Annotated in this window: 23 protein-coding genes; 15 read left to right on the forward strand and 8 right to left on the reverse strand. The window is 35.2% G+C overall.

The window, feature by feature from the left end:
- Positions 1–8: 8 nt before the first annotated feature.
- The 3 genes from tsaE to porX are packed head-to-tail and all read right to left on the reverse strand — an operon-like array spanning position 9 to position 2,509.
- Positions 9–413: a tRNA (adenosine(37)-N6)-threonylcarbamoyltransferase complex ATPase subunit type 1 TsaE gene (tsaE, locus tag B8977_RS07615; protein WP_084017099.1), complete on the reverse strand. Its 405-nt coding sequence runs from the start codon at positions 411–413 to the stop codon at positions 9–11.
- The gene (locus B8977_RS07620) at positions 410–904 is read right to left on the reverse strand and encodes a toxin-antitoxin system YwqK family antitoxin (protein WP_084017100.1); all 495 of its coding nucleotides are present in this window, start codon (positions 902–904) and stop codon (positions 410–412) included. Before B8977_RS07620 ends, tsaE begins: the two co-directional genes overlap by 4 nt.
- Positions 905–955: 51 nt before the next feature.
- On the reverse strand, positions 956–2,509 hold the full coding sequence (porX, locus tag B8977_RS07625) for a T9SS response regulator signal transducer PorX (protein ID WP_084017101.1): 1,554 nt from the start codon (positions 2,507–2,509) through the stop codon (positions 956–958).
- A gap of 44 nt (positions 2,510–2,553) precedes the next feature.
- Here porX and B8977_RS07630 point away from each other — a divergent pair, with 44 nt between their 5' ends.
- From B8977_RS07630 to B8977_RS07660, 7 genes are all read left to right on the forward strand, one after another.
- Positions 2,554–3,786: an HD domain-containing protein gene (locus B8977_RS07630; RefSeq protein WP_245828487.1), complete on the forward strand. Its 1,233-nt coding sequence runs from the start codon at positions 2,554–2,556 to the stop codon at positions 3,784–3,786.
- A gap of 39 nt (positions 3,787–3,825) precedes the next feature.
- A complete protein-coding gene (gene lpxD, locus B8977_RS07635; protein WP_084017102.1) occupies positions 3,826–4,863 on the forward strand; it encodes a UDP-3-O-(3-hydroxymyristoyl)glucosamine N-acyltransferase in 1,038 nt (345 codons plus the stop codon).
- A complete protein-coding gene (locus tag B8977_RS07640) occupies positions 4,864–6,258 on the forward strand; it encodes a bifunctional UDP-3-O-[3-hydroxymyristoyl] N-acetylglucosamine deacetylase/3-hydroxyacyl-ACP dehydratase (RefSeq protein ID WP_084017103.1) in 1,395 nt (464 codons plus the stop codon). It begins immediately after the preceding gene.
- Positions 6,259–6,270: 12 nt separating this feature from the next.
- Entirely contained in the window at positions 6,271–7,062 is a 792-nt protein-coding gene (gene lpxA / locus B8977_RS07645; protein ID WP_084017104.1) for an acyl-ACP--UDP-N-acetylglucosamine O-acyltransferase, read from the forward strand.
- A 24-nt stretch (positions 7,063–7,086) separates the two neighbouring features.
- Positions 7,087–7,653: an elongation factor P gene (efp, locus tag B8977_RS07650; protein WP_084017105.1), complete on the forward strand. Its 567-nt coding sequence runs from the start codon at positions 7,087–7,089 to the stop codon at positions 7,651–7,653.
- A 163-nt stretch (positions 7,654–7,816) separates the two neighbouring features.
- The gene (locus B8977_RS07655; protein ID WP_084017106.1) at positions 7,817–8,830 is read left to right on the forward strand and encodes a 3-oxoacyl-ACP synthase III family protein; all 1,014 of its coding nucleotides are present in this window, start codon (positions 7,817–7,819) and stop codon (positions 8,828–8,830) included.
- A 139-nt stretch (positions 8,831–8,969) separates the two neighbouring features.
- The gene (locus B8977_RS07660) at positions 8,970–9,407 is read left to right on the forward strand and encodes a hypothetical protein (protein WP_084017107.1); all 438 of its coding nucleotides are present in this window, start codon (positions 8,970–8,972) and stop codon (positions 9,405–9,407) included.
- 69 nt (positions 9,408–9,476) lie between these two features.
- Here the strand turns inward: B8977_RS07660 and trxB are convergent, their stop codons facing one another.
- Together trxB and B8977_RS07670 are read right to left on the reverse strand one after the other, a co-directional pair.
- On the reverse strand, positions 9,477–10,421 hold the full coding sequence (gene trxB, locus B8977_RS07665; RefSeq protein ID WP_084017108.1) for a thioredoxin-disulfide reductase: 945 nt from the start codon (positions 10,419–10,421) through the stop codon (positions 9,477–9,479).
- 101 nt (positions 10,422–10,522) lie between these two features.
- Positions 10,523–11,284 carry an acyl-CoA desaturase gene (locus B8977_RS07670; RefSeq protein ID WP_084017109.1) on the reverse strand — a complete coding sequence of 254 codons (762 nt, stop codon included), beginning with the start codon at positions 11,282–11,284 and terminating at the stop codon, positions 10,523–10,525.
- Between the two features lie 99 nt (positions 11,285–11,383).
- Between B8977_RS07670 and B8977_RS07675 the strand changes: the two genes are divergently transcribed.
- Positions 11,384–11,833: a DUF4442 domain-containing protein gene (locus B8977_RS07675; RefSeq protein ID WP_084017110.1), complete on the forward strand. Its 450-nt coding sequence runs from the start codon at positions 11,384–11,386 to the stop codon at positions 11,831–11,833.
- Positions 11,834–11,903: 70 nt separating this feature from the next.
- Here B8977_RS07675 and lon read toward each other — a convergent pair whose 3' ends face one another.
- Positions 11,904–14,336 (reverse strand): endopeptidase La, encoded by a 2,433-nt coding sequence (gene lon / locus B8977_RS07680; protein ID WP_084017111.1) that lies wholly within the window; start codon positions 14,334–14,336, stop codon positions 11,904–11,906.
- Positions 14,337–14,554: 218 nt separating this feature from the next.
- On the opposite strand from lon, the gene idi reads away from it, so the two are divergent.
- The gene (idi, locus tag B8977_RS07685; RefSeq protein WP_084017112.1) at positions 14,555–15,085 is read left to right on the forward strand and encodes an isopentenyl-diphosphate Delta-isomerase; all 531 of its coding nucleotides are present in this window, start codon (positions 14,555–14,557) and stop codon (positions 15,083–15,085) included.
- The gene (locus B8977_RS07690) at positions 15,066–15,476 is read left to right on the forward strand and encodes a 6-pyruvoyl trahydropterin synthase family protein (RefSeq protein WP_084017113.1); all 411 of its coding nucleotides are present in this window, start codon (positions 15,066–15,068) and stop codon (positions 15,474–15,476) included. Before idi ends, B8977_RS07690 begins: the two co-directional genes overlap by 20 nt.
- Before the next feature lie 13 nt (positions 15,477–15,489).
- On the opposite strand, the gene B8977_RS07695 is transcribed toward B8977_RS07690, so the two are convergent.
- Positions 15,490–16,113, reverse strand: a complete 624-nt coding sequence (locus B8977_RS07695) for a YiiX/YebB-like N1pC/P60 family cysteine hydrolase (RefSeq protein WP_245828489.1) — start codon at positions 16,111–16,113, stop codon at positions 15,490–15,492.
- Between the two features lie 113 nt (positions 16,114–16,226).
- A complete protein-coding gene (locus tag B8977_RS07700; RefSeq protein WP_084017114.1) occupies positions 16,227–16,991 on the reverse strand; it encodes a hypothetical protein in 765 nt (254 codons plus the stop codon).
- 219 nt (positions 16,992–17,210) lie between these two features.
- Here B8977_RS07700 and B8977_RS07705 point away from each other — a divergent pair, with 219 nt between their 5' ends.
- The 5 genes from B8977_RS07705 (at position 17,211) to gcvT (ending at position 20,978) form a co-directional block, all read left to right on the forward strand.
- Positions 17,211–17,792 (forward strand): hypothetical protein, encoded by a 582-nt coding sequence (locus B8977_RS07705; protein WP_084017115.1) that lies wholly within the window; start codon positions 17,211–17,213, stop codon positions 17,790–17,792.
- Between the two features lie 31 nt (positions 17,793–17,823).
- On the forward strand, positions 17,824–18,465 hold the full coding sequence (locus B8977_RS15000; RefSeq protein WP_143736382.1) for a hypothetical protein: 642 nt from the start codon (positions 17,824–17,826) through the stop codon (positions 18,463–18,465).
- A gap of 131 nt (positions 18,466–18,596) precedes the next feature.
- The gene (locus B8977_RS07715) at positions 18,597–19,184 is read left to right on the forward strand and encodes a sensor histidine kinase (RefSeq protein ID WP_159447470.1); all 588 of its coding nucleotides are present in this window, start codon (positions 18,597–18,599) and stop codon (positions 19,182–19,184) included.
- 4 nt (positions 19,185–19,188) lie between these two features.
- Complete coding sequence (locus tag B8977_RS07720; RefSeq protein ID WP_084017118.1) at positions 19,189–19,833, forward strand: response regulator; 645 nt, start codon at positions 19,189–19,191, stop codon at positions 19,831–19,833.
- A gap of 68 nt (positions 19,834–19,901) precedes the next feature.
- On the forward strand, positions 19,902–20,978 hold the full coding sequence (gcvT, locus tag B8977_RS07725) for a glycine cleavage system aminomethyltransferase GcvT (protein ID WP_084017119.1): 1,077 nt from the start codon (positions 19,902–19,904) through the stop codon (positions 20,976–20,978).
- Positions 20,979–20,982 lie beyond the last annotated feature (4 nt).

Below are 20,982 nucleotides of genomic sequence, written 5' to 3' on the forward strand. Positions count from 1 at the left end.
TTTTAAAATTACGCAAAAATAACAGTTCTCAGATTGTTTTCTGCAATAATTTTAACCAAATGATGGGTTTCGGGGATTAAATTTTCAATTTTATCAGGCCATTCGATGAAACAATACGCGCCGGAATCGAGATATTCCTCAATTCCAAAATCATAGGCTTCCATTTCTGATTTGATTCTATACAAATCAAAATGAAATACTTTGCCCATCTGGGTTTCGTATTCATTGACTATGGAAAAAGTTGGGCTGCTGGTTTCGTCATCGCTTCCCATCTGAGCAATGATTTCTTTGATCAAAGTCGTTTTTCCTGCGCCCATTTCTCCTTCAAACAAAATGATTTTATGTTGGAAATTTGAAATGATTTCTTGCGCTAAATTGGAGAGTTCTTGGATGGAGTTAATTGTGGTAGTCATTTTTCTTCGATTAATTTTCCATCTTTATAGATTTGTACAATTTTCTTTCCATCTTCATTATACATTTCCCATTCTCCATCATACACTCCATTATTCCAATTCCCAATACCTCTCAAGTTTCCATTTTCGTACCAATACTTATGTCTGCCGTTTGGTTTTCCATCTACGAAATCTCCTTCACGGGCTTTTTTTCCATTAATATGCCAATATTCCCAAGTTCCATTTTCCTTTAAATTTTTAATTTTCCCAATAGAATAAACATTACCATTGATATAATATGCTTTTTTATCACCATTTGAAATTGGTTTAAATTGGATTTTTTGTGATTTTTCAGCAGATAAAGTTTTACTATTTTTAATGAAATCAGATTTTGAAATAAGTGTGTCTCCAATATAAATTTCATATTCTTCTAAATTCATTTCTTGGGCATAAGAAATTTGAGAAGCAAAAATTGATAACACAAATAAAATTAGAGCTAAAGATTTTTTCATAAGAGAAAATTTTATGTTTAATATTATTTATTAATTTATAAGACATGAAATTTAAACCTTTGGCGTCAAAGTTATAAAAGGAATAATCATTTCTTCCATCGAAACGCCGCCGTGCTGATATGTTTCTTTATAATAATTTACGTAATGGTTGTAATTTTTCGGATAAGCCAAAAAGATGTCTTCTTTTGCGAAAATGTACTTCGAACTCACATTCACACGCGGTAAGAAATAATCTTCAGCATCATCAATCGCAAAAACGTCTTTGTCTTCGTATTGTAATTTTCGCCCCATTTTGTAGCGAAGATTGGTACTCGTTTCTCTGTCGCCTACAACTTGTGATGGTTTTTTGACGAAAATCGTTCCGTGGTCGGTGGTTAATAAAATTTTCATTCCTTCTGCTGCAGCTTTGCGTACAATTTGAAGTAAATATGAATTCTGGAACCAATTCTTCGTAGTCGAACGATAAGTTTTATCATCTCGAATCATCTGACTTACAATGCGGTTATCTGTTTTCGCGTGAGAAAGGATGTCAATAAAATTATAGACAATGACCGTCAGATTTTTGTTTTTATATTGGTGGAAATCATCCAAAATTTTCTTTTCAAAATCCGAATTCAGAATTTTATAATATTGTGTGCTCAACTCCGAAAGTCCCAGTCTTTTCATTTGATCTTCCAAAAATTCTTTTTCATATTGATTTTTGTTTCCATCATCTGGATCATTTAACCAATAATCAGGAAATCTTTTTTCAATCTGAGAAGGCATTAACCCTGAGAAAAATGCATTTCGCGCATATTGCGTTGCAGAAGGCAAAATGCTATAATACATCTGTTCTTTTTCAACATTGTAAAATTGATTGAAAAGTGGTTCGATTGTTTTCCACTGGTCATAACGAAGATTATCAACCATGATGAGCAAAGTATTTTCATTTTTAGACAAATGAGGCTTTGCCATGTCTTTGAAAACCGTATGAGAAAGTGAAGGTTTGTCATCTGTAGCGTGCAACCAATCGCGGTAATTTCTTTCTACAAATTTGAAAAAGGCAGAATTTGCTTCTTCTTTTTGTGCTTCAAGGATTTTCGACATTTCACTGTCCTGAATATTTTCCAATTCCAATTCCCAATAAACCAATTTTTTATATATGTCACGCCAATCTTCATAATCTCGTGCATTCATCATTTCCATGGCGATATTTCTGAACTCCTGCTGGTAGTTTACAACGGCTTTTTCAGTAATGATTTTATCGCTGTCCAAAATCTTTTTCAGACTCAATAAAATCTGATTGGGATTTACAGGTTTTATTAAGTAATCAGCTATGTGTGAGCCGATCGCTTCTTCCATTATGTGTTCCTCTTCATTTTTTGTAATCATCACAATCGGAAGCTGCGGTTTGATTTCTTTTATTTTCTGAAGTGCTTCCAGCCCGCCCATTCCAGGCATGTTTTCGTCAATTAAAACTGCGGAGAAATTTTCTGTAGGAATTAATTCAAGCGCATCGGTCGCATTGTTAATCATTTGCATTTCATAACCTTTCTTTTCCAAGAACAATGCGTGGGGTTTCAATAACTCAATTTCGTCATCGATCCATAATATTTTCAGCGCCATAGGGTTTTTCTGTTAAATTTGTAAATTATTTTGAAATCATTCTTTTGGAATACATAAATGTAAACAAACTCAAGGTATTTAACGATCCGGTACACGGATTTATTAGCATACCCAACGAATTAATTTTCGATATTATTCAGCATCCTTATTTCCAACGACTGCGAAGAATATGCCAAACTGGATTGACAGAATTGGTTTATCCCGGAGCTCGGCATTCGCGTTTTCATCATGCGCTGGGAGCTTTGCACTTGATGCAGAGGGCAGTAGAAACATTGCGCCTGAAAAATATTGAGGTTTCATGTGAAGAAGAAAATGCGGTTTATTGTGCTATTTTACTGCATGACATTGGGCACGGTCCTTATTCTCATACGCTTGAACAAACGCTTGTTGAAGGAATGCACCACGAAAGTATTTCTCTTCATCTGATGGAATTATTAAATGTTGAATTTTCGGGAAAATTAGATTTGGCAATTGAAATTTTCAAAGGAAATTATGAACGAAAATTCCTAACGCAATTGGTTTCAAGCCAATTGGATATGGATCGGCTGGATTATCTGAAACGTGACAGTTTTTTTACCGGAGTCGTGGAAGGAAACATCAATCCAGACAGAATTATTTCAACCTTAAATGTTGTAAATGATGAATTGGTGGTGGATTCCAAAGGAATTTATTCGGTTGAAAAATATTTGATTGCACGGATGTTTATGTATTGGCAGGTTTACAACCACAAAGCATCATTTTCTGCGGAAGTGTACCTAACACAAGTTCTGAAAAGAGCGAAAGAAATTGCGGCGAACGAAGGGATTTCATCAACTTCTGAAGCTTTGAATTATTTTCTTTCTAAAAATGAAGAAAATTCAACCGAAGAAAAATTGAAATATTTTGTTCAATTAGATGATAGTGACATTTTATCTTCTATTAAACTATGGCAAAATCATCCCGATAAAATTTTATCCTATTTGTCGCGTTCATTAATCAATAGAAACTTACCTGTTTCCCAAATCGGAAATCAGGCATTTGGAAATTTAGAATTGGAAAAATATAAAAAGCAGGCGGCAGAAATAATTGGAGTAGAAGACGGAAGTTATTTTGTGCATCAGTCAAAAATTGAAGTAATCCCTTATGACAAAGAAAAATCTCCGATTTACATTCGTTATAAAAATGGAGATTTACATGAAATTACGCAGTCTCCGCAGCAGATTTTGTCGGCTCATTTGGTCAATCCGATTCAAAAGTATCATTTATGTTACTTAGCTGTTAAGAAAAAATCATTATAGAATAATGAGATTTATCCAAAATTCATATTTTTGCATACTATGGAGTTTACCGCATTAGAAATTGCTTCCATTTTAGAAGGGAAAATTGTCGGACAATCTGACATCAAAGTTTCAAAATTATCTAAAATAGAAGAGGGCACACCGGGTTCGATATCTTTTTTATCCAACCTTAAATATGAACAGCATCTATATGAAACTGAGGCTTCTGTGGTGATTGTCAGCGAAGGTTTCACTCCTGAAAAAGAGATTAATCCAACTTTGATTTATGTTGCAGATGCACACAAAGCATTTGTGAAATTATTGGAATACCACAGCCAGATGCGCAACCAAAAATCTGGAATTGAACCCAATACGCAGATTCATGATTCTGCAAAAATTGGAGAAAATGTTTATGTAGGTGGATTTACTTATATCTCAGAAAATGTAAAAATTGGAAACAATGTAATTATTTATCCCAATTGTTACATAGGTGAAGGCGTTTCGGTTGGTGATGGTTCCATCATTTATTCTGGGGTTCAGCTTTGTTCTGAAACACAAATCGGAGCAAATTGTACCATTCATTCCAATACGGTAATTGGTGCAGACGGTTTTGGATTTTCCCCAAAAGCTGACGGAAGCTTTGAAAAAGTTCCTCAAATTGGAAATGTAATCATCGAAGACAATGTAGAAATCGGTGCTTCATGTACGATTGACCGGGCGACTTTGGGGTCGACCATTATCAGAAAAGGTGTAAAACTGGACAATCAAATCCAGATTGCGCACAATGTAGAAATTAAAGAAAATACAGTAATTGCATCCCAAACTGGAATAGCAGGTTCTACCAAAATTGGTAGAAATTGTATTATCGGTGGACAAGTCGGGATTGTAGGTCACTTGAAAATTGGTGATTTTGTACAAATTCAAGCCCAAAGCGGTGTCAATTACGATGTACCAAACGGCGCAAAATTATATGGTTCTCCATCTATGGATGCGGTTGATTTCAGGAAATCTTATGTACATTTCAGAAATTTTCCAGCCATCGTAAAACGATTAGATGAAATCGAAAAAGAAATCAAGCAACAAACAATAAAAGATTAAATGTCTGACAAGCAAAAAACATTAGCAAACGAATATGAACTAAATGGTGTAGGTCTTCATACAGGACGCCAGGTAACCATCAAACTCAAACCGGCTGCTGTTAACACCGGATTCGTTTTTGTTAGAACTGATTTGGAAGGGAATCCTGTTGTGGAAGCCGATGCAAATTATGTTACAAGTACAGAAAGAGGAACAACCATCGAGAAAAAAGGAGTAAAAATTCATACAACAGAGCATCTTTTAGCAGCTTTGACTGGAATGGATTTGGACAATGTGATTATCGAAATCAATAACGCTGAAGTGCCTATTTTAGATGGCTCTGCTAAATACTTTATCGAAGCAGTTGAAAGAGCCGGAATCGTAGAGCAAGATGCGGAACGAGAGTATTTTGTTGTAAAAGACATCATTACTTATCATGACCCTGAAACCGGTTCGGAAATTACTGCAATTCCTGCAGACGAATACCAAATTACAACGATGGTGGATTTTGGAACAAAAGTTTTAGGAACTCAAAATGCTTCGATTAAAAATTTATCTGAATTTAAAGACGAAATCGGTAATGCGCGAACTTTCAGTTTTTTGCATGAGATTGAATATTTGTTAGATGCAGGTTTGATCAAAGGTGGAGACTTAGGAAATGCAATTGTGTATGTTGACAAAGAAATCACGCCTGAAACAAGAGAAAAATTAACGAAAGCTTTCAATAAAGAAAATGTGTCAATTCGTCCAAATGGTGTTTTAGACAACATAACACTTCATTATCCAAATGAAGCTGCAAGACATAAATTATTGGATGTGGTAGGTGATTTGGCATTGGCAGGAACCAGAATCAAAGCAAAAATTATTGCAAATAAACCTGGACATCAAATTAATACAAATTTTGCAAAAAAATTAAGCAAACAAATAAGTATAGCTAAGCGTAAAAATGTTCCTGAATTTGATTTAACTAAACCTGCTATCTATGATATCAATCAAATAATGGAAATTTTACCGCATCGTCCTCCATTTTTATTGGTTGATAAAGTAATTGAACGAACTGAAACTTCTTGTGTAGGTGTGAAAAATGTAACGATGAATGAACCATTCTTCGTTGGTCATTTCCCAAATGAACCCGTTATGCCCGGTGTTTTACAAGTAGAAGCAATGGCCCAGCTAGGGGGAATCCTTGTTTTAGGTGAAATTGAAGACAGAAAAGATTATTCAACATATTTCATTAAAATTGAAGGGATTAAATTCAAAAGAAAAGTAGTTCCGGGAGATACACTTGTGCTGAAAGTTGATTTGCTGCACCCTATCAGAAGAGGAATTGTACATATGCAAGGTTATGGTTATGTGAATGATACCATTGCAGTAGAGGCAGAAATGATGGCATTAATAACAAAAGAATCCGTATAATTGGAAAATAATATGAATCAGCCTTTGGCATACATACATCCTTCAGCAAAAATAGCTCCTACAGCGATTATCGAACCTTTCTCTACCATTTATGAAAATGTAGAAATCGGTGAAGGAACCTGGATAGGTCCCAATGTTACAATTATGGAAGGTGCACGCATCGGAAAAAATTGTAAAATTTATCCGGGAACCGTTATCTCCGCAGAACCGCAGGATTTGAAATACGAAGGCGAAAAAACCCTTACATACATTGGCGATAACACCGTCATCCGTGAATGCGTTACTGTAAATAAGGGAACAAATGCTTTGGGTTATACCAAAATTGGCGACAATTGCCTCATTATGGCAACTGCACATATTGCCCATGACTGCATCATCGGAAACCATGTTATTTTGGTGAATGGTGTAGGATTGGCGGGACATATAGAAATCGGTGACCATGCTTTTATCGGAGGTATGAGTGCTGTGCATCAGTTTACAAAAATTGGTGAACATTCATTCATCGCAGGTGGGTCTCATGTAAGAAAAGATATTCCACCCTTTGTAAAAGCAGCGCGTAATCCACCTTCTTATGTTGGGATTAATTCCATCGGACTCAGAAGGAGGGGATTTACTTCAGAGAAAATCACGGAATTACAAAACATCTACCGAGTACTTTTTCAGAAGAGCAAAAATGTAGCACAAGCATTGGCAGTTTTGGAAGCAGATTTTGAGGCAACTCCGGAGCGTGACCAGATCATTCAATTTATTCAAGGAAGCCCGAGAGGTGTGATGAAAGGCTATAATTCAAGAGGAGAAATTTAATATATAAATCAATATAACCATTCAATGGCAACAACAGCAGACATACGCAAAGGACTTTGTATCAATTGGAACGACGACACTTGGAAAGTAATCGAATTTCAACACGTAAAACCAGGAAAAGGTCCGGCATTCGTACGTACAAAACTAAAAAGCGTAACTTCAGGGAAGTTAGTTGACAATACTTTTTCAGCGGGTCATAAAATCGAAGACGTTCGTGTAGAAACCAGAAAATACCAGTATTTGTACGAAGACGACAATGGATTTCACTTCATGAACAATGATGATTTCTCACAAGTTTACATCAACAAAGGAATGATTGACAATGCTCAGTTTATGAAAGCCGGAGACGAAGTGACCATCCTTTTCCGTGCTGTAGATGAAGTGCCATTATCAGCAGAACTTCCGCAATACGTAACGATGGAAATCGTTTACACCGAACCGGGATTGAAAGGCGATACAGCTACCAACGCGACTAAGCCTGCTAAAACAGAAACTGGTGCTGAAATCCGCGTTCCACTTTTCATTAATGAAGGTGATAAAGTAAAAATCAACACCGAAGACGGTGCTTATATGGAGCGAATTAAGGAATAAATTTAATTTATAAAATATTTTAAGACTTGTTGGAGACTTTCCATCAGGTCTTTTTTTTATTAAATTATATTGAATCAAGAAATTTATACAATTCAAACTATCAGATTCTTAAAAATTGAAATATAAAATAGATTAAATTTGTCAAATTGATAAATAACGCAAAATGAATAAATCAATCATAACCGGAATCGGACATTACGTACCGGAAAACATAGTTACCAATGACGACCTTTCGCATGTAATGGAAACCAATGACGAATGGATTCAGGAACGGACAGGAATTAAACAAAGAAGACATTTAGGCAAACATTCAGGGGTTACCACTTCCGATTTAGGAACAAAAGCAGCTGAAATTGCCATCAAAAATGCTAGTTTGACAGCAAAAGATATCGACTTCATTATATTCGCTACATTGAGTCCTGATTATTATTTTCCGGGTTGTGGCGTAATTTTACAAAAGAATTTAGGATGTGATACGATTGGAGCATTGGACGTCCGCAATCAATGTTCAGGTTTCATTTATGCATTGGCTACTGCGGATGCTTATATCAAAGCTGGTATGTATAAAAACGTATTGGTAGTTGGGGCTGAAAATCATTCTTTTGGGTTAGATATGACAACACGCGGACGTGGTGTCTCTGTAATCTTCGGTGATGGAGCAGGAGCAGTAGTGGTTTCGGCAACCGAAGAAGAAAATCGAGGCATCATCGCTAGTAATATGCACAGCGAAGGTCAGTTTGCAGAAGAATTGGCAGTTCTTTTTCCGGGAACTAAGTTGGGCTGGTCAGACGTAATGATGGAGGAAGGAAATACATTGACACCGGAACAGATTTATCCCTATATGAATGGTAATTTTGTTTTCAAACATGCAGTGACACGTTTTCCGGAATCTATCACAGAAGCATTTGCGCAAGCTGGAGAAGATATTTCAAACTTGAAATTATTCATCCCGCATCAGGCAAATCTGCGCATCAGCCACTACATTCAAGCAAAATTAGGTTTAAATGATGATCAGGTTTTCAATAATATTCAGAACTATGGAAATACAACAGCTGCTTCAATTCCGATTGCGTTAAGCGAAGCATTTCAGCAAGGAAAAATCCAAAAAGGAGACTTGATTTGTATGACTGCATTCGGAAGTGGATTTACTTGGGGAAGTGTTTTGATCAGATGGTAATCACTTGAATTGATAAATTTATTTTTATCAATTCAAAATTTTAAACTTTGTTAAAATGTTAAGAATGCGAAATATATCATGCGTATTCTTTTGTTTATTCATTCTAAATTAACTTTTTTTGCATTCAAATTATAAAGATATGTTTAAAAAAGTTTTATTAGCATCAGCAGTTCTTGTTGCTGGTTTAGGTTTCACAGCTTGCAGTAGTGACGATGATAACAATACGACACCAAATCCTTTGGTAGGTGACTGGAAAGCTCAGACAGTTAGTTATGTAAGACCGGATACTGGAGAAACCATGACACATGATTTTGCAATGATTACCAATGGGTGCGATGTAGATGAATTAGAATTGAAAGCAGATAACATCGCAGATTTAGAAACAGAAAGCAAAATTGATGGAGTTTGTGTAGAGGCGCATGCCCCAGGAACATGGAATGAAAATTCTGTAACTATCTTAGGAGAAACTGCTCCGAGACAAATCGTTTCTGTAAACGGAACTGAATTGCTTTTGAAATACATGATGACTTATCAGTTCGGGACGACTGAAGTAACTGTTAAATATTCAAGATCATAATAAATAATGATTTTATGATACAAGAGCCGGAAGTAATTCCGGCTTTTTTTATTATATTTTGTTAAAATCCTAATGAAAGAATTCTGCTACGTATTTCTCAGCATCTAAAGCCGCCATGCAACCCGTTCCCGCAGCTGAAATCGCTTGTCGGTAAACGTTATCCTGAACATCCCCTGCAGCAAATACGCCTGGCATATTTGTTTTGGTAGATTTTGCTTCAGTAATTAAATAGCCTGTTTCATCCATTTTCAAGACATCTACAAATAAATCCGTATTGGGTTTGTGCCCGATTGCGATAAAAACACCATCGACTTCCAATTCTTCTCTTACATGTGTTTGATTGTTTACAATCATAGCTTTTTCCACTACTTTTTCTCCTTTCAATCCGATCAATTCATGGTGAAATAAAACTTCAATGTTTGGTGTATTGAAAACTCTTTCCTGCATTACTTTGGATGCTTTTAATTCGTCTTTTCTAACCAAAAGATAAACTTTCGTACAGAGCTTTGCTAAGTAAGTAGCTTCTTCTGCCGCCGTGTCACCACCGCCAACAACCGCAACCGGTTTTCCTCTGTAGAAAAATCCGTCACAGGTAGCACATGCAGAAACGCCGCTTCCTGAATATTTTACTTCGTCATCCAATCCTAAATATTTCGCAGTTGCTCCAGTGGAAATGATAACCGATTTGGTCTTGATCATCTGTCCTGAACTGGAAGTCAAAGTATGAAGTCCTCCGGATTCATTGCTCAAATTCACTTCCGTGATGTATTCGTAATGCACAACAGTTCCGAATCTTTCGGCTTGTTTTTGCAAATGTTCCATCATTTCCGGTCCGGTAATTCCGTCAGGATATCCCGGGAAATTTTCAACTTCTGTCGTCGTTGTCAATTGTCCGCCAGGCTCCATTCCCGTATACAAAACAGGATTCATATTGGCTCTTGCTGCATAAATTGCTGCTGTATAGCCTGCAGGTCCTGATCCGATGATGACGGTATCGTGTATAGTTTCGCTCATAATTTTTTGTGTGTTTAGTCGTGCAAATTTAGAATTCTTTTTAGGAATTAAAAATCAGTTCTAATTTGAATTAATTATTAAATGATAAAGAATTAATTGAATTACATGTATTGCGTGGCAGGATTATTTTTGAAACGGATGATGCGCATTTTATCCATCAACCAAATGAATGGATATAACGGGTCAAATTCATACCATTTAACTGCAAAATTAGGACGTCCGCCGAATTTGTGGTGATTGTTGTGCAGACTTTCACCCCACATCAGCAAATCCACCGGAAATAAATTGTGAGAAGTATCTTTCACATCGTAATTTCTATAACCATATTTATGTGAATACCAATTCACAATTACACCGTGAACAGGCGACATCAAAACGTGAATCGGAATCAAAATCCATAACCACCATGGCGCATCCAATAAAATAAAAGCCAAAACATAAATCGCAACCCAAACCAATCGTGTAACTCTCGATTCCGCAAATCTGTCAAAACTTCGCCATTTCGGAACACCTTTTTTGAATTTTTCTCCTACAACGGCAATTTCCTGGTCAATGTCCATATACACTTTTCGTGTTCTCCACATCATGGCAAATAAATCCTTGTCAATTATCGGTGAATGCGGATCTTCTTCAGTATCAGCAAAAGCATGGTGTAAACGGTGCATAACGCCATAGGCATAAGGGCTCAGGTAAGATGCACCTTGTGTCACAAATGAACCGATGTGAAATGTTTTTTCCCAAAAATTAGACATCGTAAACATACCGTGTGCAGCATATCTATGGTGAAACATGGATTGAAAAAACAACGATGCATACCAGTGAAGTATGAAAAGTCCAAGAATGATAAAAACTGTCGTCTGCATTAAAAAAATCTAATTTTCACAAAGATAATTCATAATTTTTTGAAAAAAGCTAAGGTTTGTCAGATGTGGGTTTTATATTTGAATAATTAATAAAACTTTATGAATTCAGCGCTGTTCAATAAAATGTTGATGTTCAAAATTCCGATTGCAAAAATTGCCGGATTGAAATTGCATTCTTTCGATGGAAATAAATCCCAGATTTCTGTCAAATTGGGTTGGCTCAATCAAAATCCTTTCAAAAGTATGTTTTGGGCAGTTCAGGGAATGGCAGCGGAACTTTCAACCGGAGCCCTTTGCATGGACAAAATTAAAAAATCCAATCATAAATTTTCCATGCTTGTTGTGGGTTTACAAGCCAATTTCACCAAAAAAGCAATCGGGAAAATAATCTTCACTTGCGAACAAGGTGCTGAATTAGATGAGATTCTTCAAAAAGCAATCGAAACCAAAGAAGGTCAAATCCTAAAAATGCGCAGTGTCGGCATCGATGAAAAAGGTGACCAAGTGGCGGAATTTTTTTTTACGTGGAGTTTTAAGGTCAAGAACTAAACATAAAAAAGAAGACACGATTATCATGATTTCTTTCATCCTTATACTTGTTTGTCTTGATACTTTCTACTTAAAGAACCCTAGCTCCCTTCACTTTCTGTTTTAGCAAAGCGATTTTCAAAACGTCCATCATCTCGGTTACATAATGGAATTTTAAACCTTTGATGTATTCTGCTTTGATCTCTTCGATATCCTTTCGGTTTTCTTCGCTGAGGATAATTTCTTTGATTCCGGCACGTTTCGCAGCCAATATTTTTTCTTTGATCCCACCCACTGCTAAAACTTTTCCACGAAGCGTAATTTCACCTGTCATCGCCAAATTGGCTTTTACTTTTCTTTGTGTAAATGAAGAAACGAGCGAAGTCAACATCGTGATTCCGGCAGAAGGTCCATCTTTGGGTGTTGCGCCTTCCGGCACGTGGATGTGTAAGTTGTAATTGTCAAAAACTTCATATTTGATTTGGAGTTCATCTGCATGCGCTTTGATGTATTCCAATGCGATTCTCGCGGATTCTTTCATTACATTCCCAAGGTTTCCGGTAATCGTCAAGTTCCCTTTTCCTTTAGACAAAATTGACTCAATGAAAAGAATATCCCCACCAACTCTCGTCCAAGCTAAGCCTGTTACCACACCGGGAACTTCGTTGGTTTCGTATTTGTCTTTGTTTCTTCCGGGGCCGAGAATTTCACGAATCATTTCTGGTGTGAATTTTTTCTCATAAGTTTCTTCCATCGCAATTTTTTTCGCTGTATTGCGAACGACTTTTGCGATTTGTTGCTCCAAATTTCTGACACCCGATTCACGTGTGTAAGTTTCAACCAAAAATTCCAAATCCTTTTTAGAAATGGAAATATCATCTTTTTTCAAACCGTGTTCTTTCAACTGTTTCGGAAGCAAATATTTAAAAGCAATTTCAACTTTTTCTTCAATGGTATATCCGGCTATATTGACCATTTCCATACGGTCGCGAAGTGGCATTGGAATGTCCGCAACGTTATTGGCTGTTGCAATGAAAAATACTTTCGATAAATCATATCCTTGTTCTAAATAATTGTCATAAAAAGAATTATTCTGCTCAGGATCAAGAACTTCTAACATCGCTGAGGAAGGATCTCCATGTGCACTGCTTCCCATCTTGTCTATTTCATCTAAAATGAAAACCGGATTGGAACTTCCTGCTTTTTTGATGGATTGCAGAATTCTTCCCGGCATCGCACCGATATAGGTTTTCCTGTGTCCACGAACTTCTGATTCGTCGTGCAAACCACCCAAAGACATCCTGATGTATTTTCTGCCTAATGATTCTGCAACTGATTTTCCTAATGAAGTTTTACCTACGCCCGGAGGTCCATAAAGACAAATAATCGGCGATTTCATGTCGCCTTTTAATTTCAAAACGGCGAGATATTCAATGATTCTTTCTTTGATATCTTCCAATCCGAAATGATCTCGGTCAAGGATTTTCTGCGCTTTTTTCAAGTCGAAATCATCTTTCGTTACTTCGTTCCAAGGCAGATCCAACATGAATTCCAGATAATTTCTCTGGATGCTGTGTTCCGGCATTTGTGGATTCAGACGCAACATTCGGTTCAATTCTTTTTCAAATTGAATTTTAGTTTCCTCGCTCCAAGCCTTTGTTTTGGCGCGTTCACGCATGCTTTCAATTTCAGCTTCAGACGAAACACCACCCAATTCTTCCTGGATGGTTTTCATTTGTTGGTGAAGAAAATATTCGCGTTGTTGTTGATCCATATCCACACGAACTTTTGACTGGATGTCATTTTTCAATTCCAACTTCTGCAATTCCAGTCCCATGAATTTCATAGCGGCTGTTGCACGGTCTTTCAGATTTGTGATTTCAAGCAAACTTTGCTTTTCACTAATCGTTAAATTCAAATTTGAACTTACAAAATTTACCAAAAACGAAGGGCTTTCGATGCTGTTAATCGCCATACTAGCTTCAGATGGAAGCGCTGGATTGATGTCCACAATTCTAAGCGCCATGTCTTTTACAGAATCGATGACAGCTTGGTATTCCTTGTTTTTATTGCTGGGCTTTTTATCTTCTATAACTTTAATTGTCGCTTTGAAATAAGGTTCTGTCTGCAACATTTCAATCCATTCAAAACGTTTGATTCCTTGTAAAATAACTGTTGTATTTCCGTCAGGCATTTTGAGCATTTTTAAAATGCGTGCAACTGTTCCGATTTCATAAATATCTGTCGGAAGCGGAACATCCAATTTCGTATTTTTTTGCGAAACAACTCCAATAATTTTATCGGCTTTGTAAGCATCTTCCAATAATTTGATGGACTGATTTCTACCAGCGGTAATCGGAACTACAACTCCAGGAAACAATACAGTATTTTTCAATGAAAGTATCGGAAGGACTTCAGGAATTGGTTGTTTTTTGTATTTTTTTTCTTCTTCCTCGCTCATTAGAGGAATTAATTCTACATCTTCATTTATGATATGGTCGAGTGACAAGTTGTCTATTTTCATCTTTAGCTTTTATGTAAATATGTCAGGAAATCAAATTTAAATTAAGATTAAGAATTAAATTTAAGTTTTATTTTATTTTAATTTAATTGATAGTCAGTGTTTTAATTGTGTTTCCCTAAATTTATTTCATATATAATTTCAAACGATGTGCCAAGCATTTTCTTAATTTAGAAATTCATTTTACTAAACACTAAAAACAATCTTCTTAACTTTGCGCTATGACGGAATATGTAGTTTTGGTTGATGAAAATGATAATCAGTTGGGTTTGATGGAAAAACAGCAGGCACATATTGCTGGTTTACTTCATCGAGCTTTTTCGGTTTTTGTATTTAATTCTGAAGGTGAAACACTTTTGCAGAAAAGGGCAGAAGGGAAGTACCATTCGCCCGGACTTTGGACAAACACTTGCTGTAGTCATCCGCGCGAAAATGAAACTTATATACAAGCTGCACAGCGTAGAATTCAAGAAGAGATGGGTTTCAGCTGTGAATTGGAGGAAAAATTTCATTTTATTTACAAAGCAAAATTGGACAATGATTTGTACGAACATGAACTAGACCGTGTTTTTACCGGAATTTATAATGGAGAAATTCAAGTCAATCCCGAAGAAGTTTCCGATTATAAATGGATTTCGATGGAGAATTTAATCGAAGACATGAATTCAAACCCTGAAAATTATACCATTTGGTTCAAAATTATTTTTAAAGAATATTTAGCAAAACTGCAATATGAAAGTTACAATCAGTAGAAAAGCACATTTCAATGCGGCGCATAGATTATTTAATCCAACTTGGGATGATGAAAGGAATTATGAAGTTTTTGGTAAATGTTCCAATCCTAATTTTCACGGACATAACTACGAAATGATCGTGAGCATCAAAGGAGAAATCAATCCTGAAACGGGTTTTGTGATGAATCTGGATGATTTGAAGGCCATAATTTTAACTCAAGTTGAAGAATATTTAGACCATAAAAATCTGAATATTGAGGTTGAAGAATTTCAAAAATTAAATCCAACGGTTGAAAATATTGCAGTTGTAATTTGGAACCGAATTCGTGCTAAATTAGATGCTGGACTGGAACTGAAAATAACACTTTTCGAAACGCCAAGAAATTTCGTGGAGTATGATGGAAATTAATTTTGCTGGAAGACTATTTTAAAATTCCAATCAATTCTAATTTCTCTGAAGCTGCCATTCCGTTTGGATTACAACCCGGCTCGCCTTCGGGAATTTCGAGATTTTGTTTTTGGTAAAATAGAATCCAGGTTGGGTGAAATTCATTAGTTTGCGGATTTTTGAAAGTCATTGGATTCATTTCAAAAATGGAATCTTTTTCAAATGAATTGTATACAAAATCAGAACAATAATAAGCCGTGTCACTCAAAATATAAGTGAAATTATAAGGTTTTCCCAACATCGTTTTAGATTGAGAAATTGCATTTTCAAAATCAGGCTTAAATTCTTTTTTGATGCGGTAAATGACAATTTCAGACGAATCTTTTTTTGCGTAATTTTTAAATTCATCTAAAGAAATTCTCTCCGAACCGTTTTCCGGTGCGGCGTGCAAAATCCAAATTTCATTTCCTGATTTTTCAACCAAAGCGATGTGAGAAAAATTGGTTGATTTTTCTGTTTTAGTTACTTCATCGATGGCTTTTGACAGATTTCCGGACGAGTTGCCTACAAACAATAAATCGCCGTTTCTCAAAGAAATCTGAGCAGTTTGACAAGAAAAAATGACTGATAAAATTGATAGAATTATTGAGAATTTCATTTGATTTTAATCCAGAAAATATTTGGCAAAGATATGATTTGAAATAAAAAATTCCCATCGTTTTGCGACAGGAATTTAGAAAGCGAGTTTAAATGGAAAATAGTAAGTAAATTTTAATGAACTGAAATCTGGTGTTTTTTTCGGGATTTCATTTCAGATATTTTAGTTTTAATAGTTTGATTTTCTTTGACTTTGACCTTTCCAGACAATTCCCAAATTCCTTCTGTTCCCCAGTATTTTGCGAGTGAGGCTGAACGTAAGGATTTTAATTCATCAGATGAAAATGTCCAAATTGTCGTATTAATTATATTTTCAGTTGTCAATCTTTTCCAAAAACTTTGGTTTTTTTTAGATTCAGTTTTTATATTGATTTCAATGTTCTCTTTTAACTTTATCAAATGTTCGTCTATAATTGTTTGATTTTCATTTAACAAAGGAATTAATTCATTTAAATATTTTTGAGAAGTGGCTTGAAGGATTTTTGCATAAATATTTTTTTCGTCATTGAGCGCACAATCTTCATTCATCAAAACCACAATGCAGCCGATGTATGATTCCATATCGTGAATGTTAGTTTTTTTTACAAAATCAGGAACAGAAATGGGAGTGAGTGTAAATTCTTCACGCCCTAATTCTTTCGGAATTTGAATGATATCTTGCTTGTCAGCTTCTATGTTGTTGATTCCTATTATTTTATTAAATGGATTGTAAATGGTTGGAGTTCCCTCTAATTCAAGATTTTCGTTGAATTTACAACTTGTACCGTCAATTTTAAAAAATGAAAACCAGAAATAAGGCATCTCATTTGTCCATTCATAATTGTCATTGTGGTAGTAAAAATGGTTTAGGTTAAATGAAATATTTAAATCTTTTCTCATTGTAAAAAGTTTTAATCATTAAACTTTATGACGCAAATTTGAGCTAATAAATTTGAATCCATATCAGGAAAAATCAGGTATTTTAACAGGATTATTCCGCTCTCTTTAACAGGAAAAACCCTATGGTAAAAATAGGATTTTCCCTGTTTTTTTACTTGTGTTAAAATTTACATTTATAAAATGCTTTTCTTTGATTTATTAAACTCTAAATTAACATTTATGAAAACTCTTAAAATCTCAAGTTTATTCTTGAGTTTGTTTCTATTATTTGCTTGTTCTAAACAAAATCCAACAGAAGAGAATGAATCAAAATCAAAATCTAAGATGGATTCAACACCGCCTTCAAACTTAATTTCATTAAACACAGCAAAGGAACAACTAGACAATTACAATGAAGCGCATCCGCTTGAGGTCGGTTCTGAATATGCTGTACGAACATGGATTTCGATTGAGGAGTTGAAAGCTTACATCGCTTATATAGAAAAAGAATCTACAGGGAAAGGAATTGAAGTCAGCGGAATTGACTTCATTCATACACAATATAAAGAAGCTGCGCCAGGCTCTCCAAATCCAAATAATACAGTTTATGATTTGACATTGATGCTTGCTCCAACTTATGCCAAAGAAAATGGCAATGTGGCTTTTGACCCGATTTATTCCGAACAGGGAAAACCAAAGGATTTGAAGGATTTGTTTGAAGAAATTAAATTAGATTCTTTATTGGGATCTTCACCTGGAAGTTCTATTGCAAATGGTTTGCAAACTTGTCCTAATTATTGTTTCCATACTCCAAAACCCTAATTCTAGCTACAACTTGAACCTTTACTAATTTATGAGAACGTTTATCAATATAGGAGTTTCTTTAGAGGTATTGACATTTTTGATAAGTCTTATAACACTTACCAAATACCGTCATTCCAATTTGAGATACTTACCGATTTATTTTGGAGTTATAACTTGTCTGGAATTATACTGTGGATTCTTTTATAGAGTTAATAATGTATGGCTGTTCAATATTTTAAGCGTTTTTGAATTTAATTTTCTCGCATATATATTTTGGAAATATTTCAATAGGTTCAACAGGAGATTGTTATTGGTATTCTTAGTAGTATTTAATTCAGTAACGATTGGCAATTATATTTTTAAAGTACAAGATTTCCTTGTTGAGCCTATTTCTCAGACTTACGTAATGTCTTCATTTATGCTTATAATCATGATTATACTTTTGTTCAATCAGATTTTGAGATCAAATGTAAGGTTTGAGGAAATTCATAGAAATATATTATTTTGGATATGCATGGGTTTTTTGATTTATTTAGGTATCGCTCTGCCTATGCAGGCAATTACCAATTGGGATCAGTCTATTGGAGAATTTAGAATTAACCTCATTTATTTTCATGCATCAGCGGTTTACCTTAAAAATATTTTATTCATCTTTGGTTTCATATGGGGCAAAAAGACGTTTACATACTGATCATTTCGGCTTCCGCAACGATTCTGATATTTTGCTTGAGTCTGATTATTTTATTCATACTTTTTCAGCGAAGAAGGGAGGCATACTTACAACAAATTAATCAAACCCGAATTGAAGTACAGGAACAAACATTGAAAAATATATCTTCTGAAATTCATGACAACATCGGTCAAATCCTTTCTACAATAAGCATTTATAGTCATACCCTTTTTAGAGCTGCGCCGGAAGATTTAAAACCTAAAATAGTAGAATCACAAGATTTGGTTGAAAAAGCGATTGTAGAGGTTCGTGCTTTGTCCAAAGCATTAAATACCGATTATGTTAAAAATATTGGGTTATTGGATTCAATTCAACTAGAAATGCAGAGATTGACAAGGCTCAAGCTTTTAAATGCCAAATTAGAAATCATCGGTAAACCTTACAGATTAAATGAGGAAACAGAATTAATTATACTAAGAATTTTACAGGAGTTTATATCAAATACTTTGAAACATGCTAAAGCAACTCAACTAAATATGGATTTTGAATACACTTCAAAAGAATTTAGAATTAAAGCCCAAGATAATGGAATAGGATTTGAGGGCAATAAATACACAGGAACAGGATTGATCAACATGAAAAATAGAGCCAAGGTAATTGGTGCAGCAATCAATTTTGAATCTCAACTAAATCATGGAGCTCAACTCAACTTAAGCTACCAAAACAAACAAACAAACTAAAAAAATGGAAAAAATAAACGTTGCAATCGTTGACGATCATGTTTTGTTTACAGGTGCTCTATCTGAAATGGTAAACCAATTAGAAAGATATGTAGTCTCATTCAGGGCTGAAAATGGTAAGGATTTTATCGAAAAAGTGCAGAATGAAGAAAATAAAATACCTCAAATAATACTTCTGGATTTAAATATGCCATTGATGGATGGTTTTGAAACACTGATGTGGATTAAAAATAAAAAAATAGATGCAAAAGTATTGATATTATCGATGAATGATGATGAACAGGGAATAGTCCGTAGTATAAGATTAGGAGCCAGCGGGTATCTTCTGAAAAATGTTTCTCCTTCAACGCTGGAAGAAGCAATGGATGAAATTATTAAAGACGGATTTTACCATAGTGATATGGTAAGCAATGCGCTTTTACACAGCATGAAACGAAAAGGAAATAGTGTGATAGATGATTTGAAAAGGAATGAACTTACTTTTCTTCGTTTTGCCTGCACCGACAGGACTTATAAAGAAATCGCTGAGGAAATGAACCTTAGCCATAAAACAGTTGACGGATACAGGAAAAATCTTTTTGAAAAATTAAATGTAAAAAGCAGGGTAGGGCTGGTTTTGTTTGCGATGCACCACAAATTAATTGATTGAAATCATACTCAGCTTTAGAATCATCTTAATTTAATACATTTGCTTTCACAAAAAACGCAATACAAAAGATGAAAACAACAGCACTCAATCAAGTTCACAAAAATTTAGGTGCCAAAATGGTGCCCTTTGCAGGTTATGAAATGCCCGTTCAATATTCAGGAGTTAATCAGGAACACATGGTAGTTCGTGAAGGGGTTGGCGTTTTTGACGTGAGCCACATGGGACAGTTTTTCGTAAGAGGAGCTGAAGTTGAGCAATTGTTGCAATATGTTACGACCAACGACGTAACCAAAGTTGCCATCGGTCAGGCGCAATACACTTGTATGCCAAATGCAAACGGAGGAATTGTTGATGATTTAATTATTTATAAAATATCAGAGGAAGAATGGATGTTGGTTGTAAACGCTTCTAACATTGAAAAAGATTGGAATTGGATCAATCAAAATAACAAATGGAATGTTTCATTGGAAAATAAATCAGACGAAATGTCTTTATTGGCAATCCAAGGTCCTAAATCCATTGAAGCGATGCAATCTTTGACCGATGTAAATTTGAACGAAATTCCATTTTACCATTTTGAAATTGGCACTTTTGCCGGAATTGAAAACGTAATTATTTCAGCAACAGGTTATACCGGTTCAGGCGGATTTGAAATTTATTTTGCCAATGAAAATGCAGAAGAAATTTGGAATAAAGTATTTGAAGCAGGAAAATCATTTGGAATCGAACCATGTGGATTGGCTGCGCGAGATACTTTGAGATTGGAAAAAGGATATTGCCTTTACGGAAACGACATCAATGACGAAACCACTCCGTTGGAAGCAGGATTGGCTTGGATTACAAAATTAGACACTGATTTCGTTGCAAAAGACATCATTGTCAAACAAAAAGAAGAAGGAGTTCAAAAGAAATTGGTAGCATTTAAAATGGTTGAAAAAGGAATTCCGCGTCATGATTATAAAATAGTGGATGACTATGAAAATACTTTGGGAATTGTAACTTCAGGAACGCAATCCCCAATACTGAAAGAAGGAATTGGTTTAGGATATGTTGCCATTGATTTTGCTAAAGTTGGAACGAGTATCAGAATTCAGATTCGCGACAAAAATGTATTGGCTGAAGTGGTGAAATTGCCATTTGTTTAGTCAT

The organism is Moheibacter sediminis (assembly GCF_900176425.1).
Classification (GTDB): domain Bacteria; phylum Bacteroidota; class Bacteroidia; order Flavobacteriales; family Weeksellaceae; genus Moheibacter; species Moheibacter sediminis.